This is a genomic window from Marinobacter salicampi (assembly GCF_011074795.1).
Lineage (GTDB): Bacteria > Pseudomonadota > Gammaproteobacteria > Pseudomonadales > Oleiphilaceae > Marinobacter > Marinobacter salicampi.
Map to the genome: position 1 here is coordinate 95195 of NZ_JAAMPF010000026.1, position 12727 is coordinate 107921.

Here is a 12727-nt window from a genome sequence, read left to right on the forward strand (position 1 = left end):
CGACATACGGGCTGACCATACAAAGAAAAAGCCGAGGGGGCTGCCCTCGGCTTGTGTGTCACCTCATCCTTGTCCGATCAGTATCAGATCTTCTGCAGGACGGCTTTTGCCTTCGCCTCTTCACCCGCCGCTTTGTAGGCGTCTACCAGGTGCATGGCAATTTCTTCAGACTGAGGCTCAAGTTCATGGGCTTTTTCCAGCACGGTGATGCTCTCGGCCTGCTGACCCATCTTGAACAGAATCCAGCCGTAGGTATCCGCAATGGCGGCCGACTCAGGGCTGAGCTCATAGGCGCGTTTGGCCAGTTCAAGGGCGCGGTCATCATCGCCTTCGTGGTAGATCCACGCCAGGTTGTTCAGGGCCACTACATTATTGGCTTCGGTCCTCAGTAGCGCCTCGTAGGCTTCGGCCGCCTCGTCATCATTACCAGCGCTCTGGTGAGCAAGGGCAAGGGCGAGGCTTATCTGGGGCTGGTTGGGGGACGCCTCATGAGCCTCTTCCAGTACCTCTACTGCCTTGTTTGGCTGCTCTGCCCGTTGCAGTGCCTGGGCATAGCGCAGGAGGGTGCTGGGGCTGCGCTGTTTTTCCAGGGCCAGCTGATAGTTCTCCACCGCTTCCTTGTGGCGGCCTTGCTCGGTCAGGTAGGCCGCTTCCAGCAGGAAGGGGCGGGGAGAATCCGGCTGGGCCTTCTTGGCTTCCTGGAGGCGATCCCGGCCGTCCGATTCGCGATCCGACCGGAACGCCAGCGAGGCTGACTGCAGCATCACGTCTTCGTTATTCGGAAAGAGGGCACGGGCCCGTTTGAGAATGGCCTGGGCCTGGTCGAACTCCTCGGCTCTCATTTTCTGTCCGGCCACGTTGTTGTAGACACTGGCCACAGCAGGCGCGAGCTCGGAAGGCTCATCTGGATCGGAGGTTTCCAGCAGCTTCGCGGTCTGGTTATCAGCGCTGCCGGTGTCGCCATTGGTCAGGGCATATTCCAGCAGAATGAGGCGGGGGCCGGTCACCGCTTCATTGTTCTCGACAATGTCGCCAAGGAAACCGGCGGTTTCGTCCCGTCCCAGGGTGTTGGCCAGGCCCTGCAGTGCCTGGCGATTGTCGGGCGCGAGTTTTACAGCTGCCTTGTAATGGCTGGCGGCTTCATCAGTATTGTCCTGGCTGCGGGCGAGGTTGGCCAGGGCAATACGGGGCCTGGGGTCATCCTGGTCGGCAGCCGCCGCTTCTTCAAAATAGCGTTTGGCGTCGGCGGGGTCTTCCATGCGCATGGCCAGTTCACCCCTGGCCAGCTTCGGCTGTGCTTCGTCGGGCTTTTCCTTGACCCATGCGTTCGCCGATTCCACAGCGGCATTGGTGTCACCGCTGGCAATATGGGCCTGGATCATGAGAACCCGGGCATCGGTCGAATCCGGGTCCCGCTCCATCACCTGCTGGGCCTGTTCGATGGCCTGGTCAGTCTCACCTTCCTGCACCAGATAGCGGGCAAAGCGGATACGCAGGGAATTGTTGTCCGGCGCCATTTCCAGGGATCTTCTGATCAGTTCTTCACCGGCCTGCTTGTCGCCGCCGGCCAGGGTGGCGATACCCACCAGTGCAAGCACGCCCGGGTCGCTGTCCTTGTCTTCCAGGTTGTCGAGTATACGGCGGGCTTCATCCGGATCCCGAAGCTGTATACGGGCCGCCGCCAACAGCTTGGAGGCAGCCTCGGAGTCTTCGGCTTCAGCCAGGGGTCCGAGCAGTCGGGCGGCCTCTTCGGTACGACCCTGGCGGAACCGGATCATGCCGAGCATAAGTGCGCTTTGCTCGTGGCTCGGTGACTGGGCCAGCACCTCGTTCAGGTAGCGGGCTGCCAGGTTCAGGTCGCCATCGTTGTAGGCAGACTGGGCAGCCACCAGATTGCTCTTGATGGTTCCAGGCGCGGACTTGGCCAGTATTTCTTCATACACAAACGCTTCAGACGCCTTGCCCTGTTCCCTGAGAACCCTTACCAGTGCCGAGATGGTCTCGTACTTGCGGTAGGTCATGACATCGAACTGGCCAATATCTTCCAGAGCCTGGATATACGCCTCTTCGGCTTGCCCCCATTGTTCGTTGGAATGGGCGAGCTGAGCCCGCCACAGCCAGAGCTCTGCTTCGGACTCGTCGATCTCCTTGGCTTCTTCGATCAGCGCCTGGGCCTGCTCCATGTCGCCGCGGGTATAGGCTACGCGGGACAGACCTATGAGCGGGTCAACCGATCCGCCATCCAGCTCGCGGGCGCGGTTATAGGCCAGTTCCGCCTCATCCAGGCGTCTGGCCGTAAGCAGGGCATCACCCCGGACAAGCGCTGCCTCGATCTCCTGGGAGCGGTCCGGATCCTTGATCTTGTCGAGGTGGGCAAGGGCTTCGTCAGTATTGCCCCGCAGACGGTTGGCCTTGGCCCGGATCAGGTTCATCCGGTTGTTGATGGTGTCTGTTCTGACCTCATCGGTCATGATTTCCTCGAGCATATCGACCTGACGCTCGGCGTTCACCGCATCACCCGCTGTGAGCAGGTTATTGATTATGACAAAGTACGGGTCGGCATTGGCGGGTTGCAGGTCTATGGCGCTGCGTGCCTCCAGGGTGCTCGCCCTGAGCTCGCCCTGACGCTGGAAGAACCGGGACTGGTCCAGGTGACTCATATACTGGATTTCGTCCTGGCTCATGTTGTCTTCGTCACCACAACCAACGAGCGCAACACTGATCGCAACAGAGAGTAAAGCTGCGCGGGCGAATGGCAGTGACTTCATGACGCTGTTACTTGGTTTCACGTTGTTAACCTTCCTTAAATCCGGTTGCACTGAAATGCCTCGCTCACACGCTGGAGGGTTCAGACGAGGTCTCTATGTTGTATTTGTCCGTGAGGTTATACAGAGTCGGCCTTGTAATGCCCAGCAGACGGGCAGCCTGGGCCATGTTGAAGCCGCTGGTCTGCAGGGCCTGGGTAATGGCCTGGCTCTCGGCGGTTTCCCGCACCTGGCGCAGGTTGAGCTGGGTGTTGGAGAGCGTGGTCTTGTCGCACTCAAGCTCCAGGTCATCGGCGCCAATGCGCTTGCCATCCACCATGATAATGGCGCGCTTGACCTTGTTGATCATCTCACGCACGTTGCCGGGCCAGGGGTATTGGCTGATGGCTGCCACCGCGTCCTCGGCAAAGCTCAGATTCGGGCGGTCCATCTGCTTGCCCAAACTCTTCAGCAGGGAGTTGGCAATCACCAGGGCGTCGCCGTCGCGATCCCGCAGGGCGGGTACGTCAAGGGTGATTTCGCTGATCCGGTAATAAAGGTCTTCCCGGAAGTCGCCTTTTTCGATCAATTGCTTCACTTCCCGGTGGGTTGCGCAGACCACCCGCACGTCAACCGCAACCGGCTGGACGCTGCCAACACGATCGACCACTCGCTCCTGCAGGAAACGAAGCAGCTTGGACTGCAGCGCCATGGGCATGTCACCGATTTCATCGAGGAAAAGCGTGCCCCCGTTGGCGGTTTCAATCTTGCCCTTCTTGCTCTGGGTGGCGCCCGTGAAGGCGCCTTTTTCATAGCCAAACAGCTCGCTTTCCAGCAGATTCTCGGGAATCGCGGCGCAGTTAATGGCGGCGAACGGCTTGCTGGCGCGATGGCTCAGGTCGTGCAATGCCCGGGCCAGCAGTTCCTTGCCGGTGCCGGTTTCCCCGGTGATCAGTGTGGTGACATCCGCAGGCGCGACTTTCTCGAGAGTCCGGCACACGGTCATCATCTGGGGGCTGGCCGCCACAATACCCTTGATGGAGGTGCCGTTGGGCTGATTGGTGAGTTCGCGGTTCTCGCGCTCAAGCTCGGACAGGCGCAAGGCGCGGTTGACTACGAAGGTAAGAATGTCCGCATCCAGCGGCTTCTGGTAAAAGTCGCTGGCGCCCATGCCAATGGCCTTGACCGCGTTTTCCTTGTCTTCCCGGCCAGTCACCACGATGACTTTCGTCTGGGGTGCCAGGCGCAGAATATCTTCCAGCAGGGCAAAGCCCTGGCTGGCGCCGCCCGGGTCCGGGGGCAGGCCAAGGTCAAGTGTCACGACATCAGGTTCCATCCGCCGCAATGCGGCCAGGGCTGAATCCCGGTCGTTGGCCAGGCCAATTTCCAGTTCATCACTGAAACACCAACGCATCTGGCTTTGCAGTCCTGGGTCGTCCTCAACGATTAAAAGTCGTTTACTCACAGCAGGGCCAAATCCTTTTTTAATTGTCGGCCGGCAGTTGTGCCGGAAGTCCATCTTATGTCGTATTTAAGTATGGTCTAGATTTTTCACTGATCATTGACGCATTGCAATGCCAGCACATCGGTAATTTGAAAAACGCCAATCATTTGTCATCGCCGGTCTGTATTGCGCCTGGCACCGGCTCAGTAACCGTAAGCTCCGCAGCCTTTTCGCTTCTGGATTGCCGGGCTTCAATCCGCTCCGGGTCGGGTTGGAATATAGGGACGCGAACCGAAAAACAGGAACCCACGCCTGGTTCGCTGGTCACATCAATATTGCCGCCGATCTTGCGCAGGTATTCGCGGGCCTGGTAAGCACCGATCCCCATGCCTGTCAGACCCTTGGTGCTTTCGAACGGCTTGAAGAGCCGGGTCTTGATGAAATCCTCGTTCATGCCTGAGCCGTTATCCTGGATAAACAGAACGACGTTGCCACTGGCAGTTTTCATCGTCAAGGTCACATCGCCTTCCGGCGAGGTGGCATCCTGGGCATTCTGGATCAGGTGTCCCAGCACGCTCCGTAACTGCTCGGGATCGGCGGCCACCAGGACCGGGTCCGTGGGACCTTCTACCACAGGGGCAGGACGATGACGCCCATAATGGGCTGCCAGTTCCGAAATCAGTCCATAAAGATCAATCGGCTTGACCTCGAAGGTGTCTTCCACCGGCTTGCGAATGTGGTCCACGAGGTTGGCCATTTTCTGTACCGCATGGTCTGTAGTGCGGATCATGTCGTCGATGAAGGCCGGGTTATCCCTGTGCTTGGGCGCGTTGCGGACGAGCAGCGAGAGCTGGGCGATCAGGGTCTTCAGGTCGTGCACCATAAACGCTGACGCCTTGCTCACGGCTTCGAACTGCATGGCCCGGGAAAGACGGTTCTGGGCATCGGCCTGGGCCAGCAGGTTGGAGGTCTGCCTTGCCACCACCCGCACCAGGTCAAAGTTTTCCCAGTTCAGCTCTACCTTGGCGTAGGGGTTGCCCACCAGGGCGATGCCGTACAGGCTGTCGCCAAGGTACATGGGAATCACCAGCCATCCATCAGCGAACTTGAGCACCGCGTCGGGTATTTCCACTAAATTGTAACTGATGGGGTCGACCCGGTACTCGTGCAGGTCAATAATCCATTCCCGCTCACCGAAAAAACGCACCAGTTCGCACTTGCCATCGATGGAAGTGTATTTGGGCGGCGCCATGTTAACGGCCGTGTTAAGGGCGTAATTGCCGTCCTCATCGCGAATCCAGATCACCCCCGAGTTGCTTTCCACCAGGCCCGCCAGTATCCGCACAACCCGTTCCGGCAGGGGCGGGTCGTCGCTCAGGTTGGCGAACACCTGGGTCATCTTCAGCCATTCATCGCGGTAATCGTATTTGTAATCGAAAAAGTTCTGGCTGATGAACATCATCAGCTTGACCCGGAACCGGGTTGAGGTCAGCAGCATCGCCAGAAATGCCAGCAGCACGGTGAAGAATAGCACTTGGAGCGCATCCCCCCATTCGCCCCCCAGCACGCGGACGTAATAGCCACCGGCGGCGGCAAACAGCATGTAGGCGCCGGCAAAAACGAAGGTGCCAACGTGGAATACCGCATTCCGGGACAGCTGGAAGTCTACCGGCTGGCGCCGGGTATTGATCATGTTGACCGCAAACAGCGGCACCACCAGGGCGTTCACCGCTCCGCGGGCATTCCAGAACGAGCTGGATATCTGCCCGAACAGAAGCGCATCGGCGTACATCAGAAAGTCAAAGATGAAGATGGTGGCGATGCCGATACAGGTGTACTTGACGCTGGAGCGCCCGAACGACATCGAGTTACGCCATATCTGTTCAACCAGGCAGATGCCAAGCAGCGTCAGGGCAATCTGGCCTATCACCTTGGTTTTGCCGCTGAGTATCTGCCAGCCCAGCAGATACTCGAGTACGCCACTCAGCAGCAAGCCGGTAACAAGCACGATGGCGGTAGTGCCCAATATACCCTGGGTGCGGCCGGCAAGTTCGGAGTTGCGGGCACCGTCGCGAATCAATGCGAATACAACGGTGATCCAGGCCGCGTCCCGGAGCAGTTCAATAACATAACGAAGGAAGAAGGGAGGCTGGCTCCACAGGTTCTGGGTAACCAGGGAAGTCGCCCACAGAACTGACACCAGAGACGCCAGGAACAGGGCCCGATCAGCCTCCCGCCGCAGGTACTTCCTTGCGATCAACAGTGCCAGCAGAAGAAACGTCAGGGCTGCTGCCGAGTGACTGATCAGGCTGAAATCTGTAACCATGGCTCTTCACATCCTGTGGTACTTCGAAGAATACATCATCGGTACAGGGTCGGATAAACCGGGGGCTGAACGGGTCAGGGCGGTTATATCGGTTTTTTGTTTTCCCGATAGAATCGGAAGATAGCCTTAAGCGGCCGTTTTGGCTTGAAGTCGAACGCCCTGGCAAAGGCACGGCCATCAATCACTACCGGGTATTTGAAGAAGCTTAGCAAATACGGCGGGAAGCTTCGCAGCCCCAGCGTCTTCAGGATCAGCTTCGGCACCAACGGCGGAACGGACGGGATGGGCAGTCGTTTGCAGCCACAGAGCTTGAGGGCATGCTGATAGGCAACCCAGTCCTCCGGGGCAACATTGTAGATGCCCTTGTGGTCTTTCTGATAGGCCAGCACGATGGCATCCGCCATGTCGTCAATATGGATGAACTGCATCATCGGCGAAAATCCGGCCAGCACCGGAGCCCGCTCGCTGGACAGGAGCGTACTGATGGAATTGCGTACACCGGGGCCGACGATGTTGCATGGCCGCAGGATGGTGATGTTCAGGTCCGGGTAGCGCCATAGGTAGATGTTGGCCAGGTTCTCCAGTTCCACGGAATCGATGAGGTCCATGCTCAGCCCCACGGCCTTGAGAGGCGCATCTTCCTCGATCAGCGCGGGATTGTAGGCGACCGCGCCATAAACGTGATAGGTGGAAAGAATGACCACTCGCGTAATGCCGTATTTATGGCTCAGGTCCAGCATCCGCTGGGTGCCGAGTACGTTGGCATTGTAGCGGCGCATGCGGGTTTCCTGGCTGGACATGATGCGGCCCATGTGAATCACGCCATCGAATTCATAACGCCGGAACAGGTCTTCGAAACCCCGCTTGTTGAAATCGATGCAGTAGCTGGGAATCTCGTCACCCAGGTAGACCTGCTCGCGGAAATCCACCGCCACCAGGTCGCAGTCCTTTCGAAGACGGGAAATGACTTGTTGGGCCAGCGCACCGGCGGCCCCTGTGACTAGGATACGAGGTCTGCGTGCCTGGTCCATTAGAACAACCTTTTCCTGTCGTTGAGGCCCTTGTCGATAAGCGCACTGATGCTTGCCTTCACCTGTTCTACCCGCTCTGCAATCTGGTCTTCGGTAATATCGGTGTCATCAAACATCATTGGGTCGCCGAAGTTGAGATGGACCTTGGCCGGGAAAACCACCGGTAGCGCAATGGGAACGTAGGGCAGACCCAGGGCATGGGCGAGAGGCTTGAAATTGGCGATGGCGGGGATGGTTTCTTCGCAGCCCACCACGCCCACCGGCACAATCGGGGCCTTGTATTTCATCGCCAGATGCATGAAGCCGTTGCCGAACCGCTTGAGCTGGTAGCGGTCTTTGTAGAGCTTGCCGGAGCCCCGTATCCCTTCAGGGAAGACCACCACCGCCTCATTATTGGCCAGCATCTTGGCGCAGTTGATCGGGTCTCCAAGCACGGCCCCCATTTCATTGAGCAGGTTGCCCAGGTAGGGCACCGTGGGGAAAAACCGCTCAATCATGGCCCGGGGCATGCGTGGTTTGTTTTCACGGGAAGCCAGGGCGTAGCCGATCAGCAGCCCGTCCAGGGGGAGCTGGCCGCTGTGGTTGGCAACGATCAGCACCGGGCCTTCCGCGGGCACCTTGTCAACGCCTTCAGCCTCTACACGGAAGTACTTTTCGTAGAGCTGCTGGGTCAGGGAGTAGCCGACTTTTATGGCTTCGTTGTTGTAGCCCCAGGGATCATAGCCGAGGCTGCCAATGGGCTTGCGGATGCGGTTGACCTTTTCATCCAGCGAGGCCGGCACCAGCTTGGATTTGAGGAAAGAACTGAGGCTCATTGCGACTCCTTGTCTGCCGGCAAAGGCTATGCCGGGAGCGTTGCCGCTCCATCGGTAATTGTTTTGTCGCCATTATAGGCGTGGGTAGCGCCTCGAAGATAGCGCAGCCGGGCAACGGCCTTCAGCCCCGGCGGAGCATCAATGCCAGGGTATGGCTTTGGCCGCTATTTAATACCTGATAGTCATTGCCTGCATTGGCAGTCTCGACACACAGCATGGTCCGCCAGGCCTGATCGGGAAAGTCCGTCAAACGTCGCGCCTTGGCAGGACCCGGGTTCCATACCACGGTTGAGTCGCTGCCGGCGGAACCCAGCAGGCGCAGCCTGGCCGGTGTGGCAATGCGCAGGTCGCCGCCGGATTCGTAGATCCGGTCGGTTTCGCCTTCGAACCGGACCGGACCTTTCTGCACTTTCGACTGCCAGCCATCCAGGGTGTCGATGTAGGTGGCGCCATCCAGCCCGCGAATTCGAGTATCGCTGATATCGGGGGTCGGGAAATAGCTGTGCAGCGCCTCGGTGAAGGCGAGAGCCTCCCGGTCGGCGTTTGAGGTGGTCAGCGCCAGTTGGCAGCCCTCTGCCGAGAAGCTGAAGGTCAGTAGCGCACGGGCGCGGCCCTGCCAGAGGTCTTCGAAATCGGTGTCCGCATCCAGGGACAGGCTGATTTCAATCTCATGAGCAGTTTCACGGACATCCTCCAGTTTCCACACAGCGGTGCGGGCGAACCCATGGGCGCTGTCCGTCAGAATCCGCCGCCGCACTTCCGGCGGGTTGCGGGCCGGGTCCCCAAACCAGGGCCAGCAAACCGGAATGCCACCGCGAATAGCCCGCCCGGTTTCGTAGCGCGCGGTTTCGCTCACCCAAAGCCAGCCCGGCTCCCCGACAGGGCCAAACTGGGTCAGATGAGCCCCCTGCAGAAACAGCCGGGCGCCAAACAAAGGGTGGTGGACTTCAAGGGCTTCAAGCTGACCAATGGTGACCCATCGGGTAAACGACCACTGGCCTGGGGTGATGGGCAAGATGCACCTCTGAATTATGCGTAGCGTTAGTGGATAGAGCTTACGGGTATATCGGTATCTTTAGCGCAAAATGAACGCGTGCGTCCAGTGAGACGAAATGCTGTATTTCCTTTATAAGCCTCTTCTACCACACCGACTACCGGTTTTCGCTAATAGTGAAATAAAAATATACATGTCACTCGAAAAACCGCAATGACAAGCTACACTGCCCTTATTGTGTTGGCTCGCTCGTAAGTCTTTCGTTCGCAAAAATAGTGCAAAATGCATCTAAAAGCTACGAACACGTGACCGAAGATGTTGGCAACCAGGTTTAAAAGAATTTAGAGGCACGAAATGGAAGTCTACAGTAAGTCTGCTGCCATGTTGGCCATATATACCATTTTCGTATATCCATTCTTATTATGGATCATCGGCTCCGTTTATAGTTATAGAGAAAAAAGAAGTTACCTCACGAATAACGCCGAGCCTACCGTCACTGTTATTGTCGCTGTTCATAATGCTGAGTCTGCCATCGAAGCCAAGATAGAAAACCTAACGAACAATAACTATGATCCGGCAAAAATAGATTACCTATTTGTTGATGATGGGTGTACAGACGGTACTGTCGCTATCATTCAATCGAATCCATTAGTAAATTTAATATCTCTTCCAATTCGTCAGGGGAAGGAGAGAGCACTGGCTCAGGGAATTGCTGAAGCTAAAGGCGAGATTTTGATTTTCACCGACGTCGACACATTATCTGACTCATGCGCTGTGAGTAAGCTTGTTCGCCACTTTGAAGATCCCTACATTGGGGCTGTCAGTTCTTATGATATTGTCGATTACCCGCAATATTCTCTGAAATACTGGTACATCATTTACGAAATGTATTTGCGAAGTCTTGAGTCGAAACTAGGATGTTCAGTGGGCGTGAGCGGTTCACTTTTTGCCACAAGAAAGATACTTTGTGAAGAGTTTAATGCCGGTTCCTGCTCTGATCTGGAAATAACAATAATTTGCGCTCGGGAAAAGCTCGGTGTGATCACTGATAGAGCCGTTAAAGCGGTATACAAGAAATCCAATACAGCATCAGGCGAGCTTAGCAGAACAAGGCGGACGATGGCGCATGGGATATTTACCGTGATAAACAACTATAATATATTAAATCCTTATTATGGTGGCTTGTACTCATGGCAGATATTCAGTCACAAGATTCTTCGTTGGCTTTTGCCTTACCTCATTTTGGCAGCTATAGTTTCTGGCGCGATCACAACTGTCGCGGCTATGAGTTATTATGTCGTGCCGGTAACGATAGTTTCGGCTATCTTGGCATATACGTTCGTAGGTTTAAATGTGCGAAGAGCAATAAATGAAAACATTTGCTGTTTTCTTATGGCCATTTTTTCTGTTTCCCTAGCGATCGTCACCGTGGTCAGAAATAAAGAGATCGGTGCCTGGTCGCCAACAAAAAGATAACTAAGGGTGAGATTAAATGCACGCTAGAGCAGACGATCTATCGATAAAAGAAACGCTCTTCCAGAACGGTGTACTACACCTCTCTGAAGCCCTTCCATCTCATCATCTTTTAAATGCAAGAGCGTCAATTGATGAACTGTTCAAGTTGCCTGAGAAGGAGGCTCTTCCGGTTGAACCATGCGCACAGCCAGAAGAGGTTAGAGGCTCGCTCGTCATTGAGAGGAACCATTTGCTAAAAGAATACCCTGGTTTAGCTAAGAGCGAAATTGTTCAGGCCTGTCAGAAAATTGCTACCCGTCTGCTGGGACGCAGTGCGTTTGTTTCTTTTGACCACGCTATCTATAAGTGGCCAGGCGGAGGAATGGTGGAATGGCACCAGGATCAAGCCTATAAAAGTTCGGTGAAATCGATGAAGAGCGTTCATTTTTGGATACCGCTCCATGATTTTGATGAGTGCAACGGGTGTATGCAGTATGTTTCCGGTTCTAATAGTGTTGGTTTGTTAAAACATGCTGTTCGCGCGAATTCAGGAGCGTTATTTCTTGACCATGACAAAGAGTGGAAGCGCAACGTCACGGTAGTGGAGGGGAAACTAGGCGATATAATTGTTCATCTTCCCGGTACTATTCACAGCAGTTTGCCCAACAACTCTGATTCTATAAGAAAGGCATGGATCATTCACTTCAGTCCGTTTGGCTATTATGAACCCTTGCTGCCGATTAATATTGTCTTCAACTTCATGTCAAGAATAAAAAAATATTTAGGGTTGGAAAGAAATAAGTCAGATTGAGGTTCTTGTGCGTGGCGACGTTTTACGGGTATATCCGTATCTTTAGCGCAAAACGAACGCGCGCGTCCAGTGCGGAATACAGCTAGACTCCCAAGAATAAGTGCCATCCATCCGCTACGGGAGCAAGGTATTGGACGCAACCGTACTTTTTTCATTTGGCCTGCCTCCTGGCTATCGCGCCACTGCCTGTCGTCCACCGAATTCAGAGCTTTCAAGGCAAAAACTCTTCGAATCGTTACTAGACACCATGACGGTGGAGCTGGCCGAGTGTGGTTGGTCTTCGCTGGATGCCAGGGCGTGGCTGACGCCACAATTGCTGGCTGAGCTACAGGCTGAAGTATCGGCACTGCATGAGGCAGACGCCATGGCGATTGCCGGCGTTGGCCGCGGACTGGGCCATACCCATGACAAATCTGTGAGACGGGATCGGATTGCCTGGCTCAAGGGTGACAGCGCGCCGCAGAAGGCGTTGTTTGAATGTCTTGAGGGCGTCAGGCGAGGGTTGAACGAGCGCGCCTTTCTCGGTCTGAGGCGATTTGAGGCTCACTACGCCACCTATGAGGCCGGGGATTTCTACAAGCGTCACCTTGACAGTTTCCGGGGCCGGGCATCCCGGGTGGTCAGCCTGGTGCTGTACCTTAACGAAGGCTGGCAGGCACAGGACGGCGGCGTTTTGCAGGTATATAACCGCGAATCCTCCAATGAGCTATGCGGAACGGTGTTGCCCGAAGCCGGCCGGATGGTGGTTTTCATGAGCGAGGAGGTCCCCCACGAGGTGATTACAGCCCAGCGTACCCGCTACAGTCTCGCCTGCTGGTTCCGGTGCGATGAAGTTCCTTTTCCGATTGGGATTGATGCCACCGGTCCTGCCTGCTAATATGCGCGCCGCATCCGGATGAGCTGTCCGGATCGTTATGGTGGCCCTGTCGGTGCCTCCGCAACGATAAACCGTGAACCCGGTCAGGCCCGGAAGGGAGCAGCCGAAGCGGTGGACTTGTGTGCCGGAGTGTTGCTGGCGGGGTCACCCCCAGATTTTCTGAATTCGTTTTCCTCCTCTCGATAAGTCTTCGCCTGTTCCGGCTAAAGCAGCGTTTTCACGGCTTTGAG

At 56.1% G+C, this 12727-nt stretch carries 9 protein-coding genes and 1 other RNA gene; 4 read left to right on the forward strand and 6 right to left on the reverse strand.

Features of this window, described 5'->3' with window-relative positions; all coding sequences use genetic code 11:
* Positions 1–83: 83 nt before the first annotated feature.
* The 6 genes from G7W63_RS14665 to G7W63_RS14690 form a co-directional block, all read right to left on the reverse strand.
* Positions 84–2789 carry a tetratricopeptide repeat protein gene (locus G7W63_RS14665; RefSeq protein WP_242634435.1) on the reverse strand — a complete coding sequence of 902 codons (2706 nt, stop codon included), beginning with the start codon at positions 2787–2789 and terminating at the stop codon, positions 84–86.
* Positions 2790–2832: 43 nt separating this feature from the next.
* Positions 2833–4209 carry a PEP-CTERM-box response regulator transcription factor gene (prsR, locus tag G7W63_RS14670; RefSeq protein ID WP_278185424.1) on the reverse strand — a complete coding sequence of 459 codons (1377 nt, stop codon included), beginning with the start codon at positions 4207–4209 and terminating at the stop codon, positions 2833–2835.
* Positions 4210–4351: 142 nt separating this feature from the next.
* Complete coding sequence (gene prsK, locus G7W63_RS14675; protein WP_166259695.1) at positions 4352–6514, reverse strand: XrtA/PEP-CTERM system histidine kinase PrsK; 2163 nt, start codon at positions 6512–6514, stop codon at positions 4352–4354.
* A gap of 83 nt (positions 6515–6597) precedes the next feature.
* Positions 6598–7545 carry an SDR family oxidoreductase gene (locus tag G7W63_RS14680; protein ID WP_166259698.1) on the reverse strand — a complete coding sequence of 316 codons (948 nt, stop codon included), beginning with the start codon at positions 7543–7545 and terminating at the stop codon, positions 6598–6600.
* Positions 7545–8360 (reverse strand): lysophospholipid acyltransferase family protein, encoded by an 816-nt coding sequence (locus G7W63_RS14685; protein WP_166259701.1) that lies wholly within the window; start codon positions 8358–8360, stop codon positions 7545–7547. Before G7W63_RS14685 ends, G7W63_RS14680 begins: the two co-directional genes overlap by 1 nt.
* Positions 8361–8481: 121 nt before the next feature.
* Complete coding sequence (locus G7W63_RS14690) at positions 8482–9375, reverse strand: D-hexose-6-phosphate mutarotase (protein ID WP_341273689.1); 894 nt, start codon at positions 9373–9375, stop codon at positions 8482–8484.
* A gap of 333 nt (positions 9376–9708) precedes the next feature.
* Here G7W63_RS14690 and G7W63_RS14695 point away from each other — a divergent pair, with 333 nt between their 5' ends.
* From G7W63_RS14695 to ffs, 4 genes are all read left to right on the forward strand, one after another.
* Positions 9709–10830: a glycosyltransferase gene (locus tag G7W63_RS14695; RefSeq protein WP_166259704.1), complete on the forward strand. Its 1122-nt coding sequence runs from the start codon at positions 9709–9711 to the stop codon at positions 10828–10830.
* Positions 10831–10846: 16 nt separating this feature from the next.
* Positions 10847–11620, forward strand: a complete 774-nt coding sequence (locus tag G7W63_RS14700) for a phytanoyl-CoA dioxygenase family protein (RefSeq protein WP_166259707.1) — start codon at positions 10847–10849, stop codon at positions 11618–11620.
* A gap of 130 nt (positions 11621–11750) precedes the next feature.
* Positions 11751–12497 (forward strand): 2OG-Fe(II) oxygenase, encoded by a 747-nt coding sequence (locus tag G7W63_RS14705; RefSeq protein ID WP_341273690.1) that lies wholly within the window; start codon positions 11751–11753, stop codon positions 12495–12497.
* Between the two features lie 47 nt (positions 12498–12544).
* Positions 12545–12641, forward strand: an RNA gene (ffs, locus tag G7W63_RS14710) — signal recognition particle sRNA small type.
* Positions 12642–12727: the final 86 nt, after the last annotated feature.

Excerpts from the sequence above, each read along its gene's own strand:
- prsK (WP_166259695.1), bottom strand. The coding sequence starts at position 6,514 with ATGGTTACAGATTTCAGCCTGATCAGTCACTCGGCAGCAGCCCTGACG.
- G7W63_RS14680 (WP_166259698.1), bottom strand. The coding sequence starts at position 7,545 with ATGGACCAGGCACGCAGACCTCGTATCCTAGTCACAGGGGCCGCCGGT.
- G7W63_RS14685 (WP_166259701.1), bottom strand. The coding sequence starts at position 8,360 with ATGAGCCTCAGTTCTTTCCTCAAATCCAAGCTGGTGCCGGCCTCGCTG.
- G7W63_RS14695 (WP_166259704.1), top strand. The coding sequence starts at position 9,709 with ATGGAAGTCTACAGTAAGTCTGCTGCCATGTTGGCCATATATACCATT.
- G7W63_RS14700 (WP_166259707.1), top strand. The coding sequence starts at position 10,847 with ATGCACGCTAGAGCAGACGATCTATCGATAAAAGAAACGCTCTTCCAG.